Source organism: Nitrospira sp. (assembly GCA_030692565.1).
In the GTDB taxonomy this organism is placed as follows: domain Bacteria; phylum Nitrospirota; class Nitrospiria; order Nitrospirales; family Nitrospiraceae; genus Nitrospira_D.
In genome coordinates this window covers 1-25,143 of sequence record JAUYAO010000006.1, presented here as the reverse complement: position 1 = coordinate 25,143, position 25,143 = coordinate 1, and the positions used below count along the sequence as shown (strand labels likewise).

Below are 25,143 nucleotides of genomic sequence, written 5' to 3'. Positions count from 1 at the left end.
TTTATTAATCAATACTGGAGGTGTGCGATGAAGATGCAGAGTGTGATGAGTATGGCGGTCTTGAGTGTGGTGCTGATGGCGGGGGCGGTCTGCGCGGGGAACCCAGCTCAAGGCAAGTCGCTCTATGACCGGTTGGGGGGCAAGGGCGCGATCACGGCGGTGGTCGAGACGTTTGTGGGGAATGTCGGAGGCGATAAGCGGATCAACGGATATTTCACGAGTACGGATCTCACGAAGCTCAAGATGCATCTCGTCAATCAGATCTGCGAAGCGAGCGGCGGGCCTTGCAAGTACAGCGGTCGCACGATGACGCAGACGCATGCCGGCATGGGTGTGACCGATGCGGCCTTCGGTGCGCTGGTGGAAGATCTGGTGGCCGCGCTGGATCACCACAAGGTCGGCAAGACGGAGAAAGATGAATTGCTGGGCGTCCTCGGCCCGATGAAGAGCGATATCGTCGAAAAGAAGTAATGCCTCAAGGTGCGGGAGATCACCGCGAGATCTCCTGCACCTGAGTGCTTCGTAATGTTGTTGCGTGCGTCAAAGTTCATGGTCTCAATCAAACGATAGTCAGCGCGAGCACAATCCTAAGATACAAACACAGGGAGGCAGACGATGAGCAGCAGACCGGCGATTCCCGGATACACATATGGCACGGCAGCCTTGCCGCGCGCATCGATCTCGTTGGAGGAATTTGAGTTGTTGAAGAAAACGGTACTGTTTACGGATGAGGATGTGAAAGCGCTGCAACAGTCGAAAGCTGTGGTGCAGGGAGAGGTAGAAGCCATCCTCGACGTATGGTACGGCTTTGTCGGATCGAATCCTCACTTGGTGCAGACGTTTACCCGGGTGTCGGATGGCCAGCCGGATACGGACTACTTAGGAGCTGTGCGAAAGCGATTTGGTCAGTGGATTCTGGATACGGCCGGCGCTCAATATGACCAGGCTTGGCTGGACTATCAGTTCGAGATCGGCCGCCGCCATCACCGTATCGGCAAAAATGCGACGGACAAGGTCGCCGCTGTTCCGCACATTCCCTTTCGGTATATTCCGGCATTGCTGTATCCCGTGACGGCCACACTTCGGCCCTTTCTGGCCAAACAGGGGCATAGTCAGGCCGAGGTGGACGCGATGCATCAAGCGTGGATCAAGTCCGTGCTGTTGCAGGTGATTCTCTGGAGTCATCCCTATGTGAAAGAAGGCGACTACTAGTCGTGTGAGTGTGTCGAGAGATTTCCTTTCCGAATAGCGCCGAAGTTGTGAGGGGGGCGCTATTCGGCTGGGTTCTATAGTGTTTAGGCGATAGGAGGCAATTGTGCAGGTTGAGAAGGGGGCAGAGAGTTGGTCCGTTCGTGAGCTGTGGCGGTATCCCGTGAAGTCGATGTTGGGAGAGCCGTTGGTAACGGCCACTGTGACGGAACGAGGACTGCAGGGCGACCGCCAGTATGCGTTGATCGACGTAGAGACGGGTCATGTGGTAAGTGCGAAGAATCCCCGCCGATGGCCCTCCCTGTTTACGTTTCAGGCTCGTTGTATTGCTGGATCCTCAATGAGTGTAGAGATCACGTTTCCGGATGGACAGGTCATGACGGAATCCATGCGAGATGTGGACGTCGTCCTGTCTGAGCGGCTCGGACGAAAGGTCAGGCTCACGAGTGTGCCGCCGGCGCAGCCGGTGCTGGAGCAATATGCGCCTAACCTGGAGGGCTTGTCCGAACGGGACAGCGAGACGACGGTAAAGATTCCTCCGACGACTTTCTTCGATGAGGCACCGGTTCATCTCTTGACGACGGCGACGCTCCACGCGTTGCAGTCGCACTGTCCGGATGGGCGTTTTGACGCACGGCGATTTCGCCCCAATGTGGTCATTGATACAGGGGCATCGCCCCCTATGTTTCTAGAGAACGATTGGAAAGGGCGAATGGTAACGATTGGCTCTCACGTTCGTTTGGCGGTGACCAGCTTCTGTGCGCGATGTGTCATGACGACTTTGCCGCAACAGGGCTTGCCTCAGGACTTGGCGATACTGCGGACGGCGGTTCAGCATAACCACGGCAACGTGGGTGTCTTAGCAACAGTCGTGACACCTGGGGCGGTGCGTGCGGGGGATGTCGTTCGCCTAGAGGAGTAAGATTGTAGCGGTCTGACTATGGTGGGCCAAGTTTAGCCTGATATCTGAAGGTAGTTGCTGGAAAATGGGATTGCGTCCTAGCGTTACGGTCAGGTAATGGGTTTCGTCCTGAAGAAATCTCCGCCTTTGACGAACTCGTCGTCGCTGCCCCAGGCGATGTGTTTGTCCAGGCGCTTCATGAGCGGCACGTGTTTGGAACAATGGACATAGGCTTCTTCGACGTTCACCAGAATCCAGGCTTCCGGTCGACGGCCGCCTTTGACCTGCATGGATTCGAGAATGCTTGGGGGGAGATGCGGCATGCTTTCCATCTCGCCCGGAGTCAGGACGTGAGCCTTGCCGTTGACGTGCAGGCCCATCGTGGTCAGATAGTAATCGAGAAAGATTATGCCGATGTGGGGGTTCTCTAAAATGTTGCCCACACTGGCCAGCACGCCGTTGCCTCGATATTCCGGATAGACGAGCGTCTTTTCGTCCAGCACGGCGACGAATCCCCTGGTGCCGGCGCGAAAGGAGCAGTCACATGCGCCGCTGGCGCTGGCCGTGGCAATGAAGGCCATTTCCTGCCGTGCAACGAACTGCTGCATCGGACCATTCAAATGATCCAGGACTTGATTGGCCTGAAAGGCCGCCGCTCGACTTGCCGTGCCGAACTGCTCTTGCGCCTGCTGTTCTCCTGAGACGTCCGGCCGGTTCATAGGCGAGGCTCCTTGCCCGAAGGGCATGACACGGTGAGGTGTGGCCCATTTTCTAATAGATAGGGGGCCATTGTCGAATCGAGTCGTAAGGTGTCCGATCTGTCAGCGGTGAGGGCGGAGTCCGGAGATGGTCGACGCGTGTATTCTTGACGTGCGTGCTTTGGCGGGGGAAGCCTCTTTCCGTATTGACAGGGCGTACCCCGTGTCTGAGGCGAGAGAGCGATCAGTCCTGGCGAGGGGCCGAGTTAGCTGATGGGCCGGCGGATCTCGATGAGGAGATCCCGGAGCAGAGATTCGTCGTGCGTGTCGATCGAGGTGAACTTGAGACCGTAGGTATTGTCTTCAGTCCAGCGGACGACCGCGGCTTCGACCGGAATGGGCGGGCGTTCAACGGAGATCTGCAGAATCAGGTGATATTCCTGACCAAGGGCGAGCGGGGTGTCGCTGAGAAGACGGCATCCTCCGAGTGAAAGATCGATCAGGGCGCCTTCACCTTCGACATCGTCCAGGAGTTGGGCCGGCACGATAAGCTGTCTGAAGGAAAAAAGCGCGCTCGACGGCGTGACAATGCGCTGATGTTTCCGCAGGTCGATGATGCGCTTAGACGGTCCGGTTGGCTGAGACATCGGTGCTCCCAAACTCACTGGCATCATAAGAAACGATCGGCTGGTTGCCAAGGGAATTGATGTTTTGGCTTGCTCCGCGGCCAGGGTGGCGTGATGGGGAGCATGTTGAGCGAATGTGTTCGAGCGGCGAGCGTCGCCGGGAATAGCGGGAGTCGCTAGTTGGTGATAGAGAACTTCTTGAGCTTGGTCAGCAGCGTTTTGTAATCGATGTCCAGGGTCTTGGCGGCCGCGGTTTTGTTCCCCTCGCTCGCGTCGAGCACGCGCAGGATGTGTCGCCGCTCGATTTCGTCCAACGTCAGTTCTGTGGGATCGTCTGTCCGGGGAGCGCCTGAGGACTTCGGCAGCACGTGCTCGACCTCAGCGTGGGTGATGGGTCCGGTTCCAGTGCTCATCAAGATCATCCGTTCGATCACATTTCTCAGCTCACGCACGTTGCCGGGCCACGCATAGGCGGTTAGCCGTTGTAAGGCGGCTGGGGCAACCGTTCGTTTGGTGGCTCCAGGGATCCGGAGCGTCTGAAGAATGTGATCGATCAGCGCAGGCAGATCCTCGGTTCGTTCACGTAACGGCGGGACGCGGAGCGTCACGGTATTGATGCGATAGAGGAGGTCGTCGCGGAAGCGGCCTTGATGGACGAGTTCTTGAATATCCTGATTCGTGGCTCCGACGATACGCACATCCGCTTGACGTGTTCGGGTACTGCCGACCGGGCGATACTCGTTGCGATCGAGAAAGCGAAGCAGACTGACCTGCATCGGTCCCGGCATCTCGCCGAGTTCATCCAGAAAGAGGGTGCCGCCTTCTGCCGCGGCGATCAGGCCGATCTTGGCGCCGGTGGCGCCGGTGAAGGCTCCCTTTTCATGGCCGAACAGTTCGCTTTCCAGTAACTCGCGGCTGACAGCGCCACAGTTGATGGCCAGGAACGGGCCGTTGGCTCGCCGGCTCAGCTCGTGGAGCAGCCGGGCGACGACTTCCTTGCCGGAACCGGTTTCCCCCTGAATGAGGACCGGCGCGTTGGAAGGCGCGACTTGCGCGATCTGAGTTTTGAGGATGTGCCAGGCTTTGCTGGGGCCTTCCACGATCACGTCACGGGTGAAGCCGCCATGGCGGGCCGCCAGGTTCTCTTTTCTTAGCGCGCGGACGGTCTTGAGCTTGCTCAGCGCCGCTTTCACCACGCCGGCGTCAAAGGGGGTCTCTTTCACGAGGAAATCCCAGGCGCCGTGCTTGATCGCCTCGACCGCATCTTTCACATCACCGTGGCCGGTCAGCATGAGGACGTCGACATCGGGCTGATGCTCGGCGATCCACTTCAGCACCGCCCGCCCGTCCAAGCCGGGCATCCGCAGATCCGTAATGACGCAATCGAACGGCGCAGCGTGCAGCGCGTCGATGCCAGCCTGGCCGTGTTTCACGGCCGTGACCTGGCAGCCTTCCTCACGCAGGGCCTGTTCGAGCACCAGACGGACATATTCCTCATCGTCGATGATCAGCGTGCGCATCAGTGGACCTGGCTGGGAAACGCGATGAAGAAGGTGCTGCCTTGACCGGGAACGGAGTCCGCCCAGACCCTCCCGCCGTGCTTCTCCATCACTAGTTTCACGATGGCGAGGCCGACGCCGGTGCCTTCGTATTCGCCGGGACTGTGGAGCCGCTCGAAGAGGCCGAAAATCTTGTCGGCCTGGCCGGCATCGAAGCCGATTCCGTTGTCGCGAATCCAGAGAATATGTTCGGTCGCCGTTTGTTGTCCGCCGATGGCGATGGCCGGCGCCGCGGCGTGGCGGGAAAACTTCAGCGCGTTGTCCAGGAGATTGGTCAAGGCCTGGCGCACACTGACCGGTTCGCCATAGAGATCAGAGTAGGGCAGATTGACGGTGATCTTCGCTTTGCTTCCCGCGAGGAGCTGGTGGCGATCGACCAGCAGGCTCGAGATCGTCTCCATGACATTGAAGCGAAGGCGGGGCAGATTCTGTTGTTCCAACCGCGAGTACTTCAACAGGGCGTCGATCATATGAGTGAGGCGGAGGGCAGAGGCGCGGATAATGCCGATGTGATGCCGGAGTTGCGCGTCGTTCGAATCGGCGAACTGCTTTTCCAGTAGAGATGAAAACCCTTCGATCTCCCGTAAGGGGCCTTTGAGGTCGTGGGCGATGGAATAGGTGAAGGCTTCCAGCTCTTTGGTCTTTCGTATCAACGCCGTACTGTGATCCCGCAGACTCGTCAGCATCGTGGTGAGCGAACCGGCGAGCGCGCCGACTTCGTCGCGGCTGGGCCAGGGCTCGAATTGCGCGCCAAGGTCGTGGTGGGCGACACGATCGGCGGTCGCCGCCAGTCGCCTGAGCGGATTCGCCACTTGCCGCTTCATGATCGCATAGACGGTCACGATCAGCAGTCCGAGGACGCCGAGGATTCCAACCACCATCGTGCGGGCCTGATCGACCAATCGATCGCCCTCGACCTTCATTTCCACGTCGATCTTCCGGTGCACCTCGATCAAGGAGGCGATGGCTTCCTGCGTGCGCGCGGCTGCGTGCTCATAGGTCGTTTCCGCCGCGATCGGTTCGGCGGGATGTGGCGGGCGTGCAGCCGCCAGATCTTCCCGCTGTGCGCGCAGGGAGGTGATGCCGTCCGCAATGGCGACGATCGCCTGATCTTCCTGTACGGCCAAGTCGGTCCGGCCATGGTGTTCCAGCATGCCATAGAGAATCGGGTGCGTGCGGGCGGCGTGGGTAGCCTGATAGGTATCGAGCGCGGCGAGGGTCCGCCGTTCAATTGCGGCAATGGCCTCGAATCCCGCGGTTCTCTCTGTGCCGGAGAGATGTTCACGGACATGGTGCATGCGGGTTTCAATCTCCCCCACATTGCGGAGCATCTCTGACGCAGTGATCACGCCGGGGATGGTAATGCGCTGATGGCGGTCGACGTAACTGTTCACGCGGGACAGATAGACGAGTGTGGCGGAGAAGCTGCCGGCGAGCAGCAGCAAGATCAAGCCGAAGGCGACGGCGAGTTTCTTGCCGATGGAGAGACGGGCGATGAATCCGGGCGGTGCAGATGACATGGCGTACGGTACCACAGGGCGTGAACGGGTGTCAGCCGATCTGATCCCAGAGGGGCGGGGATGTCATGTCATCCACGTTATGGTCGTCCGGTTCCCCATCGGCGGTGGAGTACCCGTTCGATAGGCGCGAAGAGCGTTTTATCGACGGCCAGCCCAATAAAAACAATCACCAACATAATGCCAATGACTTGATCCATCGCGTTAAGTTCGCGTCCATAATGCAACAGATGTCCGAGGCCGAATCCGGTCAGGATCGTGACGAAGATCTCTGCCGCCATCAGCGACCGCCAGGCGAATGCCCAGCCTTGCTTCATGCCGCTCAGGAGGAACGGAAGCGAGGCCGGAAGAACGACATGGGTCCAGGTATGCAGTCCGGTCGATCCCATGCTGCGGGCTGCGCGAGTATAGATGGGGGGGATTGTCCGCACGCCGTTGTCGGTGGCGAGAATCAACGACCAGAGGGTTCCCATTACGACGACGAAGAGCATGGCGGATTCGGTTTGACCGAACCAGAGGAGTGCGAGCGGTACCCAGCAGACGCTAGGGAGTGTTTGGAGTCCCAGCGCGAGGACGCCGATGGTGTCTTGTGACCAGCGGGATGAGGCGGTGAGGAGTCCCAAGGGAATCCCGGCGAGGATGCCGAGCCCGTATCCGATGAGGAGACGGCGTACCGTAACGACGGTGGCCTCCCAGAGCGTGCCGTCTTCCGCGGCTGACCGCAGGTAGTCGAAGACACTCACGGGGGAGGGCAAGAGGAGGGGCGACCAGATTTTGGCTTCCACTGCGAGATGCCACGCCGCCAGGAGAGCCAGGAAAAACAGCGAGGCGGACAGCCACCGTACGATCATCCCGCCACCTCGGTCTTGACGTAGCCTTTGAGCACACGGGTAATTTCCGTGGCGTAGCGCGCTAAATCCACGCTGTTGATATCGCGCGGGCGCGGCAGGGGAATGGCGAACTCTTCACGAATCCTCCCGGGATTCGGCGAAAACAAGATCACGCGGTCTCCAAGACACACGGCTTCTCGCACGTTGTGCGTGACGAAGACGATGGTCTTGCGATGTTGGTTCCAGATGCGTTGAATGTCGCCGTAGAGTTGTTCTCGGGTGAGGGCGTCGAGTGCTCCAAAGGGTTCGTCCATCAAGAGCACGCTGGGGTTCGGCGCCAGCGCTCGGGCCAGGGCGACGCGTTGTTTCATGCCGCCGGAGAGTTCATGGACATTGGAATGCATGAACCGCTTCAGGCCGACGAGTTCCAGGAAATATTCGGCTCTCTCCTGACGTTCCGCAGCATTCAATCCGTTGCTGAGTTTCAGGCCGAAGAGGACGTTGCCCAACACCGTCAGCCACGGGAAGAGCGCGGCTTCTTGAAACATCATGAGACGGTGAGGGCCGGGACCGATAATGGTCTGGCCGTCGGCCTGAACCAGCCCGCGATCAGGCCGGTCGAGCCCGGCAATGATGTTGAGCAAGGTCGATTTGCCGCAGCCGCTGGGGCCGACGAGGCACACGAACTCTCCTTCGGCGATGCGGAGTGTCACGTCATCGAGCGCCTGCACAGTCAACGAACTTGTCTGAAAGGATTTCGAAATATGTTCAAGGACGAGTTTGCTGGAGGCGGTGTTGGCCGATGGGCCTTCCGATGTCAGCATGTCAGTTCAGCCTTTCGATCAAGCGGGACAAGTCGGGGGCCGTGCGAATAAATCCGGCGCGCTGTGCGTTGGCGACAAATTGCCGATATTCGTCGGGTGAGGCTTCTGTAGTGAGGCCAATGCGTGTCCAGGCCTGTGTGATCAATTCGGCTGAGACCTTGGCTTGCGTCTCTGCGGCCAGTTCCTGCTGGACCATCTGCTTGGCCTCTACCGGATGCGCGAGGATCCACTCGGTGAGTTCACGGTGAGCCTGTGCAAACTTCTTGGCGAGTTCACGCTTGGTCTTGAGAAACTTCACGCTCGATACCAGGACCGTGATGCTGTCCTTCGATTGTTCGAGCAGGATCTTGCCTCCGGCATCGCGTTCCAGGCGTGAGATCCAGGGTTCGACCGTCCAGACGGCGTCGAGTTTTTTTTGCTGAAACAGCGAGAGCTGATCCGGATTGGGGGTCGGGACGATGAAGGCGTCTCCGCCGGTTTGCGTGATCTTCAACCCGCCGTTGGCCAGCCAGGCTCGGCAGGCGACGTCCTGCGTATTGCCCAGTTGCGGCGTCGCGATGGTTTTCCCACGAAAGTCGGCGGGCTGTTTGAGCCCGGAATCCGGTTGGACGACCAACGCGGCGCCTCCGATTGCTGCGCCGGCAATGATCCTGATTTCCTCGCCGTTTGATTTGGTGTAGGCATTCAAGGCCGGGCTCGGCCCGACATAGGTGAGGTCGATGGAATCTGCCAGGAGGGCTTCCATGGCGCTCGGTCCGGCGTTGTAGATGTACCATTCGATCTTCACATCTTTGCCGAGCCGTTCCTCAAACCAGCCGTGTCCGGTTCGTGAGAGGTGCTGGGCGACCAATCCCTGGACGTGGGTGATATTGGGAAAATGCCCGACCCGGATAGTGTCGGCTGCGAGCGCGTTGGGTGGTATGAACGTGTCGATCCCCCATATCAGTGCAAGAAGTGCAAAAGCTGTCGATGACAATCGTTTCATGATGCTTCCCGTCGATTCGAGGTGATGTCCGCCGGGAGCAGGTATTCTCTGCTCCCGGCGGGTGCTTATGGACGCAGCTGACGTCCCTGTTCCAGTCCTGGATAGACGGGAAGGGCTGCCAGGGCTTCCCGATAACGAATGTGCAGTTCTTCCTGTTGATCCGGGGCGAAGAGGCGGCCGCCTGAACTGACTTTGGCCAGATAGTCTTCCGGCTCGAAGGCCGCATCGAAGGCCGCGGATCGTTCCGGGACATTCGGCATCTGGCGGTCGTACTTGCTGATGTCTGGCCCGGGGCTATGCCGATCGTGCACCTCGCTCAGGGCAAGGACGAGGATATTCCCGCGAACGGAGAGCCATCCTGCCGTCGTTTCCTCTTCCCCCTGGTCTGTGGCGTGACTCAGGCGAAAGTGTACCCGCTGAGCCGCTGTGGCTTGGGCCAATCCTTTCGACAGGTGCGGGGCCAGCAGCATGATTTCTTCGTCCCTGAAGGCACGGGTCCGGTCGGCATCGCCGCTCAATAAGCGGTGGATCATGTTTCGCCGTTCCCACACCCGGACGTTTCGCAACAGTGTGCCGATTTCGGTCGGTGTGAGTGTGACCGGGTGTGAATTCACCGATGAATCGGGGTCTCCTTCCAGCCTGATCGTATTGAGGCCGGATTCATAGATTGCCTTCGGTGCCGAAACGGGCTGCGTGGTGCAACCGGAGAGCAAGACCGCTCCTGCCAGAATAAACAGTCCGCTCACTGTCCAGGGATAGTGCTGTTGTGCCGAACGTGTTGTACGGTTCATGGTTTAGCCTCCTGCTGTTGAGCGATGCCGAGGTTATGTGAAGCTTGGTCGAACCCATGTTCTTTGAGTTGCGTTTGGATCCGGGGCGCCAGGAGGAATTCGATGAAATCCCCCGCTCCTGAAATATTCTTGGCGGTCCAGACCACGGCCACGCCATAGCGGATCGGGGTGTGCGAGTCTTCAGGGGCGGTATCGAGAATACGGACGTGTTCATCCGACGCGGCATCCGTCCGATAGACGATGCCGACTTCGGCCTCGCCCTTGGCCACCAGATCCAGCACAGCTCGGGAATGTTCGCCGTACACGTGCTTGGCTTTCAGTTGGGGTTCGAGCTTGCTGTACTTGATGAATTGGAGTGCCACTTTTCCTACGGATGATGCCTTGGGGTCGCCGATGGCGATGCGCCGGATCGGAACCGTGTGGAGGTCCTGAATCGAGCCGATCGGCGCGGGAAGGGTCGTGCCGGTGATGAGTACCAGCGATGTGCCGGCGTAGATGCGCTTGCTGCCTTGAATGACGAGGCCCTTCTTTTCGAGTTGGTCGATTTCCTCAAATAAGGAGGGGAGAAACACATCTACCGGAGCGCCCTCTTCGATTTGTTTCCGGAGTGTTTGGGACGGGCCATAGATGACCCGTATGTTGAGTTCAGGATGCTGCGACTCGAATATCGGCAAAATTTTCCGTAACGCATCCTTGATGCTGTTGGCCGCGGCGATGGTCAGGGTCTCGGGCTGTGCATGCACCGATGGCGCTCCGGCGAGTGCAGAGGCGATGACGCCGAGTCCCAGTAAGAGCGTTGTGAGATAGGTTCTGTATTTCATGGAGTTCCTCGTAATGGAGTGAATGAGTCGATTCATGGGTTTTAGAAATAGAGCTGGTATTGCACATTGACGCGGTTTTCGATGAGCGCCTGCCCGAAACCTGGCAAGCTTTCGAACGGATACCGGTCCGGGGCGCGTCCGCCGCTTCCCATCGTGATATTGGAGTAGTCGATCACGAGACGATTATTGTAGGTGCCGTCAAAGCTATAGCTGATGGCGGCGCCGAACTCCTTGGTCAGGTCCTGCTTTTGTTTTGTCGAGGGGTCCATCACGCCATACCGGACGGCCACTTCGAGTTTACGAGGAATGACATATTTCCCCAGCTGTGCGTACCAGCCCCAGGCCTGACCGAGGCTGACCGGCGGGCCTAACACCACTGCCGTTGCCGGGTCGAAAGGAATACTGCCCGCATCGGTATTACGCACCCGCTGGTGACGGAAATAGCCTTCCGCTTGAAGCGACCAGCCTTGGTACTTGGCAATGAAATCGGTTTCATAGGTTTGGAAATCGTAGACCCCTCCCCCGAGGAGCCGTCCGTTGCCGTTCTTAGTGACGGCCTGGCGGTACGCCCGGTCGACAATGTCTGACCGGATTGAACTGAGGTAGTTTTGTGCCGGGTTATAGGCATAGCCGAAAGCAATCGCAACTTGCGGGGTGCGCGAGTTTAAGATGTCGCCTTGGCCATACCCGGGATTGCCGGAGATTTTGTAGAGCAGCCGGGCGGTGTACATCATTTCGCTGGTAAAGAGGCGGGTGTCGTAATTGAACGTTCGACGTTGCGGACTCGGAAGGCTTGCATTGGTGTCCAGCGCTTGGCTGATGGCCGTGCCTTCCCGCGCAAGATTGGTTCCGGCTCCGTTCCAGATTCCGACCGCGTAGTTGAGCTTGTATTGATCTTCGTCACTCAGGATGCTGATGCCGATATCTCGGCTATTGACGAGGTTTGCCGCGAAGGCGTTTTGCACTCTCATATTGTCTGCAAAGGTCGACGTGGCGATTGAGCTGATCTGAGAGCGGTTGAACCAGACGCGCTGTTGGCCGATTTGGACGGTTGCGAGGGGGATGTGCCAGGACGCAATGTAGGCATCGAGCAGCCTGGACGTTCCGCTGCCGCCCTCCTGATTCCAGGTTGTTTGATCTAAAGCCCAGGAGAAGTTGTAGCGAAAATCCGGATCAAACGCATAGCCGAGAAATTGGAGCCGTGCGCGCGGGACGGAGAATTCGCTGGTGTTGCTCTGGTGGCGTACGGCCCGAAATTCGACCTGGCCTCCCAAGATCTCGGGATTGCGCGAGTCTCCGATCGAGCCCCAGGCTGCGTTATAGGTGCGATAGCTATAGCGGACCTGGGTGAGGAGCCGGAGCTTCAAAAAGAATTTTTCTCCGACGCGGATATTGAGGCCGTTATTGACGTCGATGTTAAAGTTTGGTTTAGAGAGTCGCTCCTTCGTCTCGATCACTTTAAGGCCCTTATCGTATTCCTCCTGGCTGATCAGTCCTTTCAGATAGAGATACTTCAAGCCAGGGTCTTCGCCTGAGGAGTACTCCCACTTGCCGTCCTTCTTGACGAGTTGGCCTTCTTCGACCGCCAGTGCATGTGTGGCGCCGGTCAGCAGCGTGAGGCCGGTCATGATGAGCGCAAATACCGCGGACAATCTCATGATCTTTCCCCTTGGGCTTGCAACACTTCCGAGAGTGCGGTCAGTTTATTGCGTGAAAATGGAATGCGTCGGTGACGTGCCTCCAGTTGTCCGGATGGCCGGTGGTTAGCGTGAGCGTCGGCAGCAGCGATGTGAGGTGGTCATGGGCGTCTCACCGGTGGGGTCTGAGTTGAGGTGAGGTCCAAACGGAATGTTTCCTTCCGTTCGATTTGAACGATCTTCGAGTCATGGATGACGATTTCAATGGACCCAAACCGGATGTCCTTGAGGGCATACCGAAGGATTTCGTCTGCGTCCCTTAGGGTTCTTCCGTTGAGTTCCATGGTGATAAGTCAGGCGTATTTCAAAATACTTAAATCCGATCAAGATTGAATAGCGATTAAATACAGTAAATGGAGTCACATTGTCAATAATATATTTATTGAATCGCTGATATTTTCTGAATGAATATTGTTGCATCAAAATATGTCTAATGTTTTTGTTGATTGATGTATTTAATGATTGACAATTGTAAAGCATCATTGCTATTTATTTTTTCATGTTGCAGCGCAAATCATCCTCCAATGTTCCGTCTTTTTGTTTGAATCGACTCAAGGAAGTCCGTACTGCCAGAGGGCTCTCGCAGGGAGAGCTGGCGGCGCGGGCCGAGGTAACTCGTCAGGCCATTTCATCAATCGAAGCCAATCGGTATCTCCCCACCACGCTCGTGGCGCTTCAGCTTGCGCGGGTGCTGAACAGCTCCGTTGAGGATCTGTTCTCGCTGCAATCCGCCGGTGAGGTGATTGAAGCCAGATTGATTGATGTGCCTCGGTCGGCGAGTGCTTCCGGTCCACTGCCTCGCGTCAAAGTTGTGAAGGTGAATGGCCGGTATTGTGCGAGACCTGTCGCAGGTCTCGGCGAAGTGTTGAGTTATACGGTAGCGGCCGATGGGTTTCTTGAATCGCGGGAGGCGGGTCGTCGCGGGCGGTCGGATGCGCCGGTCGTGCAGGTGCGGCTCTCCCGTGATCGGGATTCCATTGAGCAAGAAATTGCGGTAGCAGGGTGCGATCCGGCGATTTTCTTGGCGGGTGAACATCTTCGACGCCGGAAGGATCAGACGAGTGTGGTCGGGTGGACGATGGGGAGCACGGCGGCGCTCCAGGCCTTACAGCGGGGCGAAGTGCATGTGGCGGGCATTCACCTGACTGACGATTCGACCGGTGAAAGCAATTTGCCGTTTCTTCGTCGGCACTTGAAGGTGAGTGCGTATGAGGTGATTACGTTTGCGACGTGGGAAGAAGGATTGGTCGTCCGTCCGGGCAATCCCAAGCAGATTCGATCGGTCGCCGATCTCGTGCGCGATGATGTGACGGTAATCAATCGGGAAGAGGGTGCCGGGGCGCGCCTGCTGCTCGATCAGCGGCTGCGTGCCGCGGGTTTCGTCGGTGCGCAGGTGAAAGGGTATGATCGCACGGCGGCGTCCCATCTCCATGTCGCCCGTCTGGTCTTGGAAGGGCAGGCGGATGTGGGGATGGGAATCAGATCCGCCGCACAATCCTACGGCCTTGACTTCATTCCGCTCCAGTCGGCGCGGTACGATTTAGTGGTGCCCAAAGCCTATCTCTCCAGTCATCCTTCCTTGCATCATCTCTTCGATACGTTGGCCAGCCGTCCCTTCCGGTCCGAGATCGCCGCCATCGGCGGGTATGACACGACGGACACGGGCAAGCTTCAGGCGTTGTAATGATGAGGGTGGACATCGCATGACCGCTCAATGGATGAGTGCCGCCACGGTGGGTATTTGTATGGCGTACATTGTGAGTTGTGCTCCGGGGTCCCGTCCGGTTCGAGATCCGAGCATGGAGCGGGTACTGGTGATCGCCACGTCGCCGTCGGTGCAGGAAGCCATGGCGCAACTAGGGCAGGCGTTTGAGGCGAGTCACCCGGGGGTGCACGTTCAGCTCTCGGTCGATACGTCGCTCGATCTTCGGCGGACCGTTGCCGCGATGGAGAATCGGGGCAAGTCCTTCATCGGCTCAGGGCCGATTCACCTTGTGGCGCCGGGCGGGGATGAGGTGATCACCCGCATGGAGCAGAAATATTATCTGCTGCCGGAGGCGAAAGCCCTCTATGCGACGGAATGTCTGGTCCTCGTGGCGCCGGAGTCGTTGAGCGAGGCGCCGGAATCGTTTGAAGCCCTGGCGAATATGCCATCGGTGCGGATTGCCATTGCCGATCAGAAGACTCGACTGGGCGTGGAAACCGACCGGTTGCTGTCGGCGTTGGGACTGAAAAGCGCGGAAGGAAAACGAATTGATCTCGCCAACGATCAAGCCGGGATTCTCGATCACGTGCTGAGTGGCCAGGCCGATGTCGGCATCATGTTCGGTCAGGATGCGGTCCGGGTTCAGCAGCGCGTGCGTGTCGTGGCCACGGCTCCGACCGGTCTGTACAAGTCGATTCCTCATTCCATTTCAATGGAAAGATATTGCCCGGATCGTCCGCTCTGCGAGGAGTTTCTGCGGTTTGTCACGAGTCCGGACGGGCAGTCGGTGTTGAAACGGTTGGGGTATGGACCGGGGAAATCGCCTGAATCTCCGGTGCGCGTCCCTATCCCGTGAGTGGGCGATTGGACAAGGGTACTGGCGGCTTCTTTCTATATCAACGGAGAGCATGTATGCGTCACCGATACCGAGTTTTCATATTCTGTCGGATCGTTCTCTGTGGGGTTGTTGTGGGGCTGTCCGCTTCCTGTGCGCGACTGCCCTACACGACCAAAGTCGTGCACGAGGACGCTCGCGTGGTCGTTGTCCTTCAACAGGCCGTTGAAGCTTCGGCTTATTCGCATCCGGTGCAACTGACGCCGGCAGAGCTGACGAGTATCTTGCAAGGGTTTTCATTCCGGCCCAAGCAGCGCATGCCGCTACGGTGGTTTGCGGAAGAGAATCCTCCCAAACCGGTCTTTCGTCCGGATGAACTGGAGGCGCTGGCCGGTCGTCTTTCAGAAGGACTCCGTGCCGCCGGACCAAGCGAGCGCGTGCATTTCGAACTGCGGGCGCCGGGTCTTAATCCCAGCGTCCGTCGCGATGTCGTCGGCGGATGGGTGGCCGTCCGTGAGTCCTCTCTCTATCTCACGCTTGAATATGTGCATGTGCAGATCCCGACGAGAAAGGCGGATCTCTACGATTATAACTATCCCACCCCGCCGCCACCGCCTGCCGAGTACCTGCTGTACTTTGAACCGGGGCGCTTTTGGGCTGCCGACCAGAAGGGCTTGCCGGCGCTGGACTACCGCGCGTTCTTGAACGCGCCGAAAGTCGGCTCGTCTCCAGGGCCGTAACCATTATTTTCATCGTTGTCGCCGTCTTTCATTCTCTATCTTCATTTCGTGTTGCTTGAGGAGATCATCGCCATGTCTCATCGCGCTCGATGGTTCGTTGCCGGGTATATGGTGCTGTTGGGTCTGTGTATGAGCCCGGCTTGGGCGGCGGATGCCGGCAAGCTCGTCGAAAAGGACGGGCGCTATGTGTTTGTCGAAAGCATGGATCCGGCCACCAGGCTGCTGCTGCAGCGGGCCGTCAAGCAGGGCACGATCACGCAGGAAGAGTACGACAATGTCGTCAGGGAATCGCAGGAGCGGACCTATCTGCTGCAGCCCAGCTTCAAGGCCTGGTACGACCGCGGGTTCAACTTTTCGATGAACGATAACGACTTCTTTCTCAAGATCCGCGGCCGGTTTGCCACCAGATTCACGCAGCGCTACAGAAACGATGCCTATCGGGAGTCCGGAGACTCAAAAAATTACCCTGAGCTCTTGGGAGTGTTCGGCGACTATCGGGCGAGCCGATCAATTAATGAATCGTCAACGTTCAATTTGAGAACGGCGCGGATTTATTTCATGGGGCATCTCTTTAATCCCGATTTGAAGTACTACATGCAGTTAGCCGGTGAAACGGCTGAAAATGCCCAGGCGCCTGGGGCAATCACAATGCTGGATCTCAACGTGACGAGTACCCACATTCCTTGGCTCAATGTGCAGGTGGGCCAATACAAAGTGTATTTCAACCGGGCGCAGATCAATTCGACCGCCTCGATGCAGTTTGCGAGCCGGGCGCAGGTGATGGAAGCCTTTACCGCCAGCGGTCTGAACCGGCGTGATGTCGGCATCACGATCATGAACGATGAAGAGATCTATCCGGTCAATTATTATTTCGGGGTGTTTAACGGCTCCGGCCCGCTAGTGAACCGTTTCGTGCAGTTTTCCAGCGAGGAGCCGACAGTCGGTTGTCCTGGCGGTCAAACCGGCGGGAATCCCTTTCCGTCCCCGGGCGGATGTCAGCCTAATCAGCGTAATCTCAATGGAAATCTCCGGACCAGCGTGAATCAGCTGATGTATGTGGCGAGATTGCAGGCGAATCTCATGGGACGGGCCGGGTATGGGGAAGGCGATCTGGCCTATTCTGAAACGCCTCAAATGGCCATCGGTGGCGGGTATGCCTACAATCCGGCGATCGATACCAGCACCAATAATGCCTTTGTCGGCATTGACCTGGCGAATCTGACCGTTCGCCGTGCGCTTGCCCAACACGGGAACGGGCGCATGTTGGGGCAGGGAGTCGTCGACTTTTCCACCTGGACGCTCGACTCTGCATTCAAGTACCGTGGCTTCTCGTTGCAGGCCGAATACTGGTTTAGAAACGTGACCAGGCATAGCAAGGAGCTGCCCTGTATGCAGACGGCCGTTGTGGGAGGGCCTTGCACGGTCTTCGCTCCCGGCCAGTTCGGCAATGCGACAGGTTGGTATGTGCAATCCGGCTACTACCTGATTCCGCGGAAGGTCGAAGTGGCCGCCCGCTATGCCTGGTGGGATCCGGATACCAGGTCGGGCGGAGATCTCATCAAGGAAGTCAATGTGTCGTTGAACTGGTTCCTCAGCGGGACTTACGATCACCAGATCATGCTGACGTACAGCAATATTGCGATGGGGCAGGGGGGATTTGCAATCGGGCGCAGCGCACCGTTGCCGGCGGTCGGGGCGACGTTCCCGTCCGGAACGGTGCCGTTGGACCTCAATGCCAGGACTTTGATCGAGAACGCGATTCGAGTTCAGTATCAAATATTTTTCTAGGGGGATCTGTCATGATTCGTTTCATTTTGACTGTCATCCTGTGCATCGGGGCCGGCGTCAACGGTGTGTTCGCGGAGGAGATCACGATTGCGGCGGCGTCCGATTTGAACTTTGCGATGAAAGATCTCGTGGCTGAATATGAAAAGATTGCCGGGCATCAGGTGAAACTCTCCTTAGGCTCGTCGGGGAATTTTTATGCGCAGATTCAGAACGGTGCGCCGTTCGACCTCTATTTCTCTGCTGATATCGGATACCCCAGGAAGTTGGAGGAAGCCGGGCTCACCGTGTCCGGATCGCTCTATCGATATGCGGTAGGACGGATCGTGTTGTGGGCCGGTACCGCGTCGCGCCTGGATGTGTCCAAGGGACTGGATGTCCTGCGGGAGCCCGGCATCAAGAAGATTGCGATTGCCAATCCCAAGCACGCCCCGTATGGTCGTGCTGCGGTGGCGGCGATGGAATCGTCCCGCGTCTATGAATCGGTGAGAGAGAAGCTGATTCTGGGAGAGAATATTTCACAGGCGGCGCAGTTCATTGAATCCGGCGCCTGTGAGATCGGGATCATCGCACTGTCTCTGGCGCTGTCTCCGGCCATGAGCGGCAAAGGGGCCTATTGGGAGATTCCAGTCGAGGCCTATCCTCCGTTGGAGCAAGGGGCGGTGATTTTGAAACAATCCAGGAATCAGGAAGCGGCCCGGCGCTTTTTGGAATTCTTGAAAGGCCCGCAAGGGCAGGACATTATGAGGCGGTATGGATTTCTGTTGCCGAACTAATGCGGTCACTGCGGCGGTGGTTGTCGCGTTGCTGTGCGCGATCGCCGGATGTTCCGATGCGGTCACGATGGTCAAAGAGACGGCGACGAGCGGCGTGGTGACCTACCTCTTCAAAGAAGAGCGCGGCGGGCCGATGGGGTCCCCTCATCGGAAGGGCGCATTGAAGGTGATGGAGAAGAAGTGTCCGTCGGGTTATGTCGTCCTGAAGGAAGGTGAAGTGCAGGGGTACGGCAGCATGTCCAGCGTGGAAGGGCAAGAGGGAGAAGCGACCGGCCGGCGGTGGGGGATGCAGTTTATATGCAAGTAGGACTTGTCCTCAGATGAACTGGATCGCCATCTGGGTCACCTTCAAATTGGCGAGCCTGACGGCTGGCGCGTTGCTGGTGATCGGATTACCGATTGCCTATTGGCTGGCCTATTCAGCCTGGCGATGGAAATTTGTCGTTGAATCGATCGTCGCGCTGCCGCTGGTTCTGCCGCCGACCGTGCTGGGGTTTTACCTCCTCGTGGCCATCGGTCCCCATAGTCCCGTCGGCCGGTTCTATGCAGACCTTGTCGGCCACCCGTTGCCATTCACATTTGAAGGTCTCCTCCTCGCGTCGATCTTGTACAGCCTCCCGTTTGCCGTCCAGCCGTTTGCCACCGCGTTCGAACAGGTCGATCGGAAATTGATCGAAGCCTCGTGGACCCTGGGGCTGTCAAAGGTGAGGACGTTCTTCAAGCTCATTCTGCCGTTGTCGACAGCGGGGCTTATTACCGGCGCCGTCTTGAGTTTTGCCCATACGTTGGGAGAGTTCGGGGTGGTGTTGATGGTGGGCGGCAATATCGAAGGGGTGACGCGTACCGTCTCGATCGATATCTATGATGAGGTGCAGGCGCTGAACTATGCCGGAGCGGCGAAGACTGCCGCGTTTCTCCTCGTGATTTCCTATCTCGTCCTGTTGTTGGTCTATGCCATGAATCGAAAGGTCTGGGCGGTATGGCCGCAGAAATAATCGTCGAGGTGACGAAGACCTTTCCCGGGCGAACGTCTATTCGTGCCAGTTTCCGCTATCCGGTTGAGTCCGCGACGGTGTTGATCCTGTTTGGGCCGTCCGGGTCCGGCAAGACGACGATTTTGCGTTCGATTGCGGGCCTGGAGTGGCCGGAAGAAGGGACGATACAGTTTGTCTCAAGAACCTGGCTGGATACGGGTTCGCGCGTCAAAGTATCGCCGCAGGACCGGCATATCGGTTACATGGCGCAGGACTATGCGCTGTTTCCCAATTATTCGGTTGCCGGCAACATTGCCTATGGATTGGGAGATCTTACGCCTGTCGAACGAACGAAGCGTGTGCAGGAAATGGTGGAGCTGTTTCATCTGACTGGATTGGAGGAAGCCAGGCCGCGCGAATTGTCCGGCGGACAGCAGCAGCGCGTGGCGCTGGCTCGCGCCGTGGCGCCTCGACCGCAGTTGTTGCTGTTGGATGAGCCCCTGTCCGCGTTAGATGCGCCGACTCGCGCGCAACTGCGTGGGGAGCTCAGGGGGTTGCTGAAGCAATTGGCGCTTCCTTCAATTATTGTCACGCACGATTGGGCCGAAGCGCTGACGCTGGGCGATGTCATGGCGGTAATGCACGAGGGGACGATTCTGCAAGTGGGCACGCCTCAGGAGGTGTTCAGCCGTCCGGCCAATGCGGATGTTGCGAGAGTGGTCGGTGTTGAAACCGTCGTGCAGGGCACACTGGTCAATGCCTGTGAAGGGTTGGCGACGGTGCGAGTGGGGGAAATTTCTCTCACGGCGGTGGCTGCCGAGAATGTCAGCTCCGACGTATTCGTCTGCATCAGGGCGGAGGATGTGACCCTCGAACCGGCGGACGCCGGGCTCACCAGTGCGCGGAATCATCTCCAGGGAACCGTGGGTGCCATTGCCTCGCTCGGAGCTCTGGCGCGGGTCACGATCGAATGCGGGTTTCCGCTCGTCGCAGTCATTACGCGATCGGCGCTGACAGAGCTGGGATTGACTGTCGGAGCACCGGTCCGAGCGGCATTCAAAGCCGGTTCCGTGCATCTGATTTCGCGCCAATGACGGCATCGTTCTCTTCACATTTCTGCCTTCTTTTCGATCTCCCCAGCTTCTGTGGATAAGTCTGTTCACAACGTTCGCTTGGCCGCGTGATAGGCTTGAATCCACCATCCAGCTGACAGCTTGCCTAGTTTTTAGTCATTGAATCAGGACATCGGCCTACCACTAGATATTGGGCCTTTCCGCCGACTTGTCTGAGAAATCATCCAATCCTGGGTTAGAGCCTGAAATCCTGTGGCGAGCTACGCCTATTGCTGCTATTGGCGCGGGAGTTATGCACAGGATACTCGAATTTCTGAGGAAAGCGCGGCGATTTTCCCGCTTGACAGCGGTGATTCTTCTGTGTAACCATTGGTTACATCATGAAATCAAACGATCTGAAGCGGATTCGAGAAGGATTGGGGCTGACGCAGCAGCAATTGGCTGAGGCGTTGAGCACGACCCGTGTGTCGGTGGCGCGGTACGAAGCCGGAATGCGCCGAATTCCCGGGATGGTGCGTGTGGCGTTAGAGCAGCTTCAGCGCCGGGCGGAAATTCCCATGGCGGGAATCGTGGCGGCCGGATCGCCGATTGAACCCGTGCCGCAATCCGATCTGATCGATGTCCCGCCGAGCATGTTGCGCGGGGGCGATACGTTTGCGCTGCGCGTGAAAGGGGAGTCGATGAAAGATGACGGTATTCTGCCGGGCGATCTGGTGATCGTGCGCAAGCAGGAACATGCGCGCAACGGGCAGACGGTCGTCGCATTGGTGAATCAGGAAGCGACGATCAAGACCTACTTCAAGAAAGAGACGCACATCGAACTGCATCCGGCCAATACGGCGATGCAGCCGATCATAGTCGGGCCGAACGATCACTTCCATATCGAAGGACTGTTGATCGGCGTGATTCGCCATTGTGCGATTTAGTTCAACCAAGGAGGGGACCATGCTGACAGGCGGACGAACGTTGGTGACGGACCGGTTAGTCTCTCTTGAGCAGACGATTGATGCATTGAACGGGCAGCTTCGGGACGTGCGATGGGAACTCGGGCACGCCAAAGTTGAGCCGTTGCCGATCAGGTTGTGGCGCAATCTGGTGGGCGGAAGATCCGAGCAGGACTATATGTCGACGGTCTGCAATCGAAATGTGCGCCCTAACACAAAGGTGGTGTCCCATGGTCGTTCAAGAGCGTAATGTCGATCGTGTCGTGAGCGGATCCTGTGCAGATTGTGGTGCGCTTGTTGAGCCGCGCATGGCCTGTGTCGATGCGGCTACCCATTCGACGGTGGAGCTCTGTGCGACGTGCTGGAACGCCTATCGACAGCGGCAGGTATTTCATGCGGGCTGTTGTGGATAACAGAGAGGGAGAGGGAAATGTCGGCGACCGCATCAAGTCTATTGCTGTTTCCTGATGGGGTGGATAATCCGCTGACGTGTCGGGAACGAACCGATGCATCCAGTGAATGGCTCCTGACGCTGCGTCATGCGCCGATCCCTTTTCGCACCGATCACAGCTTGATGGTGTTGCATGGCCACCCGTTGGTGTTGCGACTCGGGTTGCATGCGGCTGCGGATCGTGCGTTGGCCGGAGAGCCGGTGGTGTACCTTGACGGGGCCAACACGTTCGACCCCTTTGTGATCGGGCGCTTGGCCAGAGCGCGTCGCCAGGTTCCCCGGAAGATTCTCTCTCTGGTCCATGTCGCCCGCGCGTTCACGTGTCATCAAATGGAGCGGTTGGTGTCGGATTGCCTGGAGGAGGCGCTGGTGCGGTACCAGGCCAGAATCGCCGTTGTCTCCGGGTTATTTGAAACATTTTATGATGAGGCCGTGCCGTCTCAGGAAGCCGCGCGGCTGGCTAGTCGAATGATGCAGCGCCTGCGTCGGATAGCCCAACGGGGGTATGTGCTCGTGTGCCTCTGTCCTCCGATCCCGGCGGTCATGCCGTCACGGCATCGGTTCATCGACCAACTCTGTGGCCAGGCGGATCGTGTCATTCGTGTCGGCGAGGCGCAGGGCCAGGGGATCATCAGGCTTGAGGAAGAGCCGGATGGCCGAGAGGCCGGCCAGGTATGGGAGGTCGCCCGGACGGTATTGGAGTCCCGGTAGGTTCATGGGACGGACACTGACGACCTTCACGCAGTTGGTCCAGCAAGAGATCGCCTCCTGGCGGCGATACCGGCGCGCGTTGCGGGCGGAAGATCAGCAGGCGTTGGATGAATTGTTCGCGGCGGCGCGGCGTCACTCTGCCGCCGGAGCCTATCTGGCTCGGGATACACCGTTCGAGGTGATGTTGCTATCGATGATGCTGGAACAACAGAAACAATTACAACGATTATCGCAGGCGGTTGCCGATCATGATGTCCGGTCTTCTCTCCCGCCGCCTGACGGGGTGGCTCCTTGATGCTTATCCTGTCCACGATGGCATGGCGATCTGGATTCTCGGCGACGAGGGAATCCGCTGCCGTTTGGTCGATCCCTATCGTCCGTCGTTCTATCTCGCCGGGTCATCAACTGATCTTGCCGCAGCCTGGCGCCTCCTCACGGGCCGGCGAATCTCCTATCGGGTGAACCGCGACCAGCGCCGTGAGCTCTGGTCGGTTGACACGATTCCGGTCTGCGACGTGTCGATTCTGCAGCCGACCAGATTCCGCGAGGCGGTGAAACGGCTCATGGAGGATGTGCCCGAACTGCATTTCTATCATGCCGATGTCGGGTTACCGCAGCGTTATTTCTATGATCGCGGACTCTTTCCCCTTTGCCGTTGTGAAGTCGAGATCACGGCCGATGCGGTCGTGCGGACCATTGCGGCGAGCGAGTCGCCCTGGGAAACGGATTATCGTCTGCCGCCTCTCCGGATCATGGAGTTTCTCTTGGAGGGGGCTTCTCCGAATCCGAATCATGGCGGGGTGGTCCAGTTGTCGGTCCGAGTCGAGGGCGAGGAGCGAGTTCTTAATGGAGACGATCCGGCGGAATTTCTCCAGACCGTCGAGGCCCTGCTGCAGCGGCATGATCCGGATATCCTGCTGACCGATTGGGGAGACTCCTACATTCTGCCCCGCCTGCTGCGAATGTCAGCGCAGATGCGCATGCCGCTGAGCTTGAATCGTGATCCGGCTCATGCGACCGGCCCTCGCGCGTCGCGCTCCTATGTGTCGTACGGCCGGGTGCTGGCTCACGCCGGCGAGCGGACGCTCTATGGCCGGCTCCACCTCGATCGGTGGAACTCCTTCGCCTTGTCAGAGACAGGCCTGGCCGGACTGTTCGAGCAATCGCGCGTCACGAAAGGGCCGATTCAGCAGATGGCCCGCACGACCACCGGGACCGGGATCACGTCCATGCAACTCGAACAGGCCCATCGGGCGGGAGTTCTCATTCCCTATCGCAAGCAGCAGGCGGAGGAATTCAAGACCGGGGTGGAGTTTCTGGAGACGGATCAGGGGGGACTGACCTATGCGCCAATCTCCGGTTATCACGAAGGCGTCGGCGAGCTGGATTTCGCCTCGATGTATCCCACGATCATGACCCGCTTCAATGTGTCGCCGGAGACGGTCAATTGCCGATGTTGCGCGGAGGATCCAGCCGCGCGCGTGCCGGAGATCGCCCATCACACCTGCCGGATCTCGCAGGGGTTGATTCCCCGGACGCTGGCTCCGCTCCTCGCCAAACGGGCGCAGTATAAACAGCAGCTCAAGACGACGCCCGATGACGCGATGCGGCAGATCATCGATCAGCGCCAGACGGCGCTGAAGTGGCTGCTGGTCGTGTCATTCGGCTACCTCGGGTACAAGAATGCGCGCTTCGGGAGAATCGAAGCGCATGAGGCGGTCACGGCCTATAGCCGCGAGGTGCTGCTGCGCGCCAAAGAGATCGCCGAGTCGCAGGGGCTTCGCTTTCTGCACGCCATCGTCGATTCGCTCTGGCTGCAGAAGCGGGGCGCCGGGCGAGACGACTACGACCGGTTGGCCGCTGACATCAGTACGCAAACAGAATTGCCGATTGTCGTCGAAGGCCTGTATCGGTGGATTGGCTTTCTTCCGTCGCGCGTCAACCCGCGCATGCCGGTACACAATCAGTTCGTCGGACTGTTCGACAACGGGCGAATGAAGGTGCGCGGACTTGAAGTGCGGCGATCCGATGCCCCGCTCATTGTGAAACGGTTTCAATCGGAGGTGTTGCAGCGGATGGGGCAGGGGCAGACGATTGCGGAGTTGCGGAGACAAATTCCGGAGATCGAGGCATTGACCGAGGACTATTGCCGGTATTTGCGCGAGGGGCGCGCGTCAATTGAAGAGGTGGCGATCGGAAAAACGCTGACGCAAGCGCCGGAGCGCTATCGCCATGCGACGCAGACCAGTATTGCGGCAAAAGAGCTCCAGCGTCGCGGTGTGCCGGTCCAACCGGGAGAGACGATTCACTACGTGATCAGCGCCAGCAAGGCGGCCTTGCCCGAAGATCGCGTGCGCGCCGTGGCCGGAGGCGATGGCACCATTGCCTACGATATCGACGCCTATGTGAGATTGATTCAGAAGGCCGTCTCGGTGTTGCTCGCTCCTTTGGAAGTCGCCGTAAAGGATGTGGATCCTAGGGGGAGGAGAAACCGGGATGTCTGTATCGGACAAAGCAAAAGGCGGAAGAGCTAAGGTCTAGGGTGTTGTTTGACCCCGGTCGTCAAGAGTGGACGCCATAGGTTGCAGCCTCATGCCGCCGGCTGTTGACGGGCCCACTGCTGGGCAAATGCGACCGGCGAGAGATTCCCCAGCCGGGAATGTCGCCGCTGGCGGTTGTAGAAGAGTTCGC

General features: G+C 58.4%; 27 protein-coding genes. 17 read left to right on the top strand and 10 right to left on the bottom strand.

The window, feature by feature from the left end:
• Window positions 1–27: 27 nt before the first annotated feature.
• The 3 genes from Q8N04_01780 to Q8N04_01770 all read left to right on the top strand — a co-directional run bounded on the left by Q8N04_01780 (window position 28) and on the right by Q8N04_01770 (window position 2,131).
• Complete coding sequence (locus tag Q8N04_01780) at window positions 28–471, top strand: group 1 truncated hemoglobin (protein ID MDP3089379.1); 444 nt, start codon at window positions 28–30, stop codon at window positions 469–471.
• Window positions 472–615: 144 nt separating this feature from the next.
• Entirely contained in the window at window positions 616–1,212 is a 597-nt protein-coding gene (locus Q8N04_01775; protein MDP3089378.1) for a protoglobin domain-containing protein, read from the top strand.
• A gap of 103 nt (window positions 1,213–1,315) precedes the next feature.
• On the top strand, window positions 1,316–2,131 hold the full coding sequence (locus Q8N04_01770) for an MOSC domain-containing protein (GenBank protein MDP3089377.1): 816 nt from the start codon (window positions 1,316–1,318) through the stop codon (window positions 2,129–2,131).
• 89 nt (window positions 2,132–2,220) lie between these two features.
• Here the strand turns inward: Q8N04_01770 and Q8N04_01765 are convergent, their stop codons facing one another.
• The 10 genes from Q8N04_01765 to Q8N04_01720 all read right to left on the bottom strand — a co-directional run bounded on the left by Q8N04_01765 (window position 2,221) and on the right by Q8N04_01720 (window position 12,419).
• A complete protein-coding gene (locus tag Q8N04_01765; GenBank protein ID MDP3089376.1) occupies window positions 2,221–2,829 on the bottom strand; it encodes a pyridoxamine 5'-phosphate oxidase family protein in 609 nt (202 codons plus the stop codon).
• 245 nt (window positions 2,830–3,074) lie between these two features.
• A complete protein-coding gene (locus Q8N04_01760) occupies window positions 3,075–3,455 on the bottom strand; it encodes a PilZ domain-containing protein (GenBank protein MDP3089375.1) in 381 nt (126 codons plus the stop codon).
• A 155-nt stretch (window positions 3,456–3,610) separates the two neighbouring features.
• Window positions 3,611–4,954, bottom strand: a complete 1,344-nt coding sequence (locus Q8N04_01755; GenBank protein ID MDP3089374.1) for a sigma-54 dependent transcriptional regulator — start codon at window positions 4,952–4,954, stop codon at window positions 3,611–3,613.
• Window positions 4,954–6,513: an ATP-binding protein gene (locus Q8N04_01750; protein ID MDP3089373.1), complete on the bottom strand. Its 1,560-nt coding sequence runs from the start codon at window positions 6,511–6,513 to the stop codon at window positions 4,954–4,956. Before Q8N04_01750 ends, Q8N04_01755 begins: the two co-directional genes overlap by 1 nt.
• A gap of 77 nt (window positions 6,514–6,590) precedes the next feature.
• The gene (locus Q8N04_01745; protein MDP3089372.1) at window positions 6,591–7,361 is read right to left on the bottom strand and encodes an ABC transporter permease; all 771 of its coding nucleotides are present in this window, start codon (window positions 7,359–7,361) and stop codon (window positions 6,591–6,593) included.
• Window positions 7,358–8,164, bottom strand: coding sequence for an ABC transporter ATP-binding protein (locus Q8N04_01740; GenBank protein ID MDP3089371.1), 807 nt, complete (start codon window positions 8,162–8,164; stop codon window positions 7,358–7,360). The genes Q8N04_01745 and Q8N04_01740 overlap by 4 nt, the downstream gene beginning before the upstream one ends.
• A 1-nt stretch (window position 8,165) precedes the next feature.
• Window positions 8,166–9,149: an ABC transporter substrate-binding protein gene (locus tag Q8N04_01735; GenBank protein ID MDP3089370.1), complete on the bottom strand. Its 984-nt coding sequence runs from the start codon at window positions 9,147–9,149 to the stop codon at window positions 8,166–8,168.
• A gap of 65 nt (window positions 9,150–9,214) precedes the next feature.
• Window positions 9,215–9,940: a hypothetical protein gene (locus tag Q8N04_01730; GenBank protein MDP3089369.1), complete on the bottom strand. Its 726-nt coding sequence runs from the start codon at window positions 9,938–9,940 to the stop codon at window positions 9,215–9,217.
• Entirely contained in the window at window positions 9,937–10,761 is an 825-nt protein-coding gene (gene modA / locus Q8N04_01725) for a molybdate ABC transporter substrate-binding protein (protein MDP3089368.1), read from the bottom strand. Before modA (Q8N04_01725) ends, Q8N04_01730 begins: the two co-directional genes overlap by 4 nt.
• A 41-nt stretch (window positions 10,762–10,802) precedes the next feature.
• On the bottom strand, window positions 10,803–12,419 hold the full coding sequence (locus Q8N04_01720) for a hypothetical protein (GenBank protein ID MDP3089367.1): 1,617 nt from the start codon (window positions 12,417–12,419) through the stop codon (window positions 10,803–10,805).
• A gap of 538 nt (window positions 12,420–12,957) precedes the next feature.
• On the opposite strand from Q8N04_01720, the gene Q8N04_01715 reads away from it, so the two are divergent.
• The 14 genes from Q8N04_01715 to Q8N04_01650 all read left to right on the top strand — a co-directional run bounded on the left by Q8N04_01715 (window position 12,958) and on the right by Q8N04_01650 (window position 24,986).
• Window positions 12,958–14,142 carry a substrate-binding domain-containing protein gene (locus tag Q8N04_01715; GenBank protein ID MDP3089366.1) on the top strand — a complete coding sequence of 395 codons (1,185 nt, stop codon included), beginning with the start codon at window positions 12,958–12,960 and terminating at the stop codon, window positions 14,140–14,142.
• Window positions 14,143–14,161: 19 nt separating this feature from the next.
• Complete coding sequence (locus Q8N04_01710) at window positions 14,162–15,019, top strand: substrate-binding domain-containing protein (GenBank protein MDP3089365.1); 858 nt, start codon at window positions 14,162–14,164, stop codon at window positions 15,017–15,019.
• Between the two features lie 179 nt (window positions 15,020–15,198).
• Window positions 15,199–15,738, top strand: coding sequence for a hypothetical protein (locus Q8N04_01705; GenBank protein MDP3089364.1), 540 nt, complete (start codon window positions 15,199–15,201; stop codon window positions 15,736–15,738).
• A 72-nt stretch (window positions 15,739–15,810) separates the two neighbouring features.
• Complete coding sequence (locus tag Q8N04_01700) at window positions 15,811–17,526, top strand: hypothetical protein (protein ID MDP3089363.1); 1,716 nt, start codon at window positions 15,811–15,813, stop codon at window positions 17,524–17,526.
• An 11-nt stretch (window positions 17,527–17,537) separates the two neighbouring features.
• The gene (modA, locus tag Q8N04_01695) at window positions 17,538–18,299 is read left to right on the top strand and encodes a molybdate ABC transporter substrate-binding protein (GenBank protein ID MDP3089362.1); all 762 of its coding nucleotides are present in this window, start codon (window positions 17,538–17,540) and stop codon (window positions 18,297–18,299) included.
• A complete protein-coding gene (locus Q8N04_01690) occupies window positions 18,277–18,606 on the top strand; it encodes a hypothetical protein (protein MDP3089361.1) in 330 nt (109 codons plus the stop codon). Before modA (Q8N04_01695) ends, Q8N04_01690 begins: the two co-directional genes overlap by 23 nt.
• A 13-nt stretch (window positions 18,607–18,619) precedes the next feature.
• Window positions 18,620–19,294, top strand: coding sequence for a molybdate ABC transporter permease subunit (gene modB / locus Q8N04_01685; GenBank protein ID MDP3089360.1), 675 nt, complete (start codon window positions 18,620–18,622; stop codon window positions 19,292–19,294).
• Window positions 19,279–20,367, top strand: a complete 1,089-nt coding sequence (locus Q8N04_01680) for an ABC transporter ATP-binding protein (protein MDP3089359.1) — start codon at window positions 19,279–19,281, stop codon at window positions 20,365–20,367. The genes modB and Q8N04_01680 overlap by 16 nt, the downstream gene beginning before the upstream one ends.
• 359 nt (window positions 20,368–20,726) lie before the next feature.
• Window positions 20,727–21,272 (top strand): transcriptional repressor LexA, encoded by a 546-nt coding sequence (gene lexA / locus Q8N04_01675; GenBank protein MDP3089358.1) that lies wholly within the window; start codon window positions 20,727–20,729, stop codon window positions 21,270–21,272.
• A gap of 19 nt (window positions 21,273–21,291) precedes the next feature.
• Window positions 21,292–21,540, top strand: a complete 249-nt coding sequence (locus Q8N04_01670) for a hypothetical protein (protein ID MDP3089357.1) — start codon at window positions 21,292–21,294, stop codon at window positions 21,538–21,540.
• Entirely contained in the window at window positions 21,521–21,703 is a 183-nt protein-coding gene (locus Q8N04_01665; GenBank protein MDP3089356.1) for a hypothetical protein, read from the top strand. The genes Q8N04_01670 and Q8N04_01665 overlap by 20 nt, the downstream gene beginning before the upstream one ends.
• 17 nt (window positions 21,704–21,720) lie before the next feature.
• Window positions 21,721–22,452 carry a hypothetical protein gene (locus Q8N04_01660; protein ID MDP3089355.1) on the top strand — a complete coding sequence of 244 codons (732 nt, stop codon included), beginning with the start codon at window positions 21,721–21,723 and terminating at the stop codon, window positions 22,450–22,452.
• Between the two features lie 4 nt (window positions 22,453–22,456).
• Window positions 22,457–22,747: a hypothetical protein gene (locus Q8N04_01655; GenBank protein ID MDP3089354.1), complete on the top strand. Its 291-nt coding sequence runs from the start codon at window positions 22,457–22,459 to the stop codon at window positions 22,745–22,747.
• Window positions 22,701–24,986: a DNA polymerase domain-containing protein gene (locus Q8N04_01650; protein ID MDP3089353.1), complete on the top strand. Its 2,286-nt coding sequence runs from the start codon at window positions 22,701–22,703 to the stop codon at window positions 24,984–24,986. Before Q8N04_01655 ends, Q8N04_01650 begins: the two co-directional genes overlap by 47 nt.
• The last annotated feature ends 157 nt before the right edge of the window (window positions 24,987–25,143 follow it).

What these genes read in the sequence shown, in the direction of transcription:
- Q8N04_01780 (MDP3089379.1), top strand. Translation starts at nt 28, where the DNA reads ATGAAGATGCAGAGTGTGATGAGTATGGCGGTCTTGAGTGTGGTGCTG.
- Q8N04_01775 (MDP3089378.1), top strand. Translation starts at nt 616, where the DNA reads ATGAGCAGCAGACCGGCGATTCCCGGATACACATATGGCACGGCAGCC.
- Q8N04_01765 (MDP3089376.1), bottom strand. Translation starts at nt 2,829, where the DNA reads ATGAACCGGCCGGACGTCTCAGGAGAACAGCAGGCGCAAGAGCAGTTC.
- Q8N04_01760 (MDP3089375.1), bottom strand. Translation starts at nt 3,455, where the DNA reads ATGTCTCAGCCAACCGGACCGTCTAAGCGCATCATCGACCTGCGGAAA.
- Q8N04_01755 (MDP3089374.1), bottom strand. Translation starts at nt 4,954, where the DNA reads ATGCGCACGCTGATCATCGACGATGAGGAATATGTCCGTCTGGTGCTC.
- Q8N04_01750 (MDP3089373.1), bottom strand. Translation starts at nt 6,513, where the DNA reads ATGTCATCTGCACCGCCCGGATTCATCGCCCGTCTCTCCATCGGCAAG.
- Q8N04_01745 (MDP3089372.1), bottom strand. Translation starts at nt 7,361, where the DNA reads ATGATCGTACGGTGGCTGTCCGCCTCGCTGTTTTTCCTGGCTCTCCTG.
- Q8N04_01740 (MDP3089371.1), bottom strand. Translation starts at nt 8,164, where the DNA reads ATGCTGACATCGGAAGGCCCATCGGCCAACACCGCCTCCAGCAAACTC.
- Q8N04_01735 (MDP3089370.1), bottom strand. Translation starts at nt 9,149, where the DNA reads ATGAAACGATTGTCATCGACAGCTTTTGCACTTCTTGCACTGATATGG.
- Q8N04_01730 (MDP3089369.1), bottom strand. Translation starts at nt 9,940, where the DNA reads ATGAACCGTACAACACGTTCGGCACAACAGCACTATCCCTGGACAGTG.
- modA (MDP3089368.1), bottom strand. Translation starts at nt 10,761, where the DNA reads ATGAAATACAGAACCTATCTCACAACGCTCTTACTGGGACTCGGCGTC.
- Q8N04_01720 (MDP3089367.1), bottom strand. Translation starts at nt 12,419, where the DNA reads ATGAGATTGTCCGCGGTATTTGCGCTCATCATGACCGGCCTCACGCTG.
- Q8N04_01715 (MDP3089366.1), top strand. Translation starts at nt 12,958, where the DNA reads ATGTTGCAGCGCAAATCATCCTCCAATGTTCCGTCTTTTTGTTTGAAT.
- Q8N04_01710 (MDP3089365.1), top strand. Translation starts at nt 14,162, where the DNA reads ATGACCGCTCAATGGATGAGTGCCGCCACGGTGGGTATTTGTATGGCG.
- Q8N04_01700 (MDP3089363.1), top strand. Translation starts at nt 15,811, where the DNA reads ATGTCTCATCGCGCTCGATGGTTCGTTGCCGGGTATATGGTGCTGTTG.
- modA (MDP3089362.1), top strand. Translation starts at nt 17,538, where the DNA reads ATGATTCGTTTCATTTTGACTGTCATCCTGTGCATCGGGGCCGGCGTC.
- Q8N04_01690 (MDP3089361.1), top strand. Translation starts at nt 18,277, where the DNA reads ATGGATTTCTGTTGCCGAACTAATGCGGTCACTGCGGCGGTGGTTGTC.
- modB (MDP3089360.1), top strand. Translation starts at nt 18,620, where the DNA reads ATGAACTGGATCGCCATCTGGGTCACCTTCAAATTGGCGAGCCTGACG.
- Q8N04_01680 (MDP3089359.1), top strand. Translation starts at nt 19,279, where the DNA reads ATGGCCGCAGAAATAATCGTCGAGGTGACGAAGACCTTTCCCGGGCGA.
- lexA (MDP3089358.1), top strand. Translation starts at nt 20,727, where the DNA reads ATGAAATCAAACGATCTGAAGCGGATTCGAGAAGGATTGGGGCTGACG.
- Q8N04_01670 (MDP3089357.1), top strand. Translation starts at nt 21,292, where the DNA reads ATGCTGACAGGCGGACGAACGTTGGTGACGGACCGGTTAGTCTCTCTT.
- Q8N04_01665 (MDP3089356.1), top strand. Translation starts at nt 21,521, where the DNA reads ATGGTCGTTCAAGAGCGTAATGTCGATCGTGTCGTGAGCGGATCCTGT.
- Q8N04_01660 (MDP3089355.1), top strand. Translation starts at nt 21,721, where the DNA reads ATGTCGGCGACCGCATCAAGTCTATTGCTGTTTCCTGATGGGGTGGAT.
- Q8N04_01655 (MDP3089354.1), top strand. Translation starts at nt 22,457, where the DNA reads ATGGGACGGACACTGACGACCTTCACGCAGTTGGTCCAGCAAGAGATC.
- Q8N04_01650 (MDP3089353.1), top strand. Translation starts at nt 22,701, where the DNA reads ATGATGTCCGGTCTTCTCTCCCGCCGCCTGACGGGGTGGCTCCTTGAT.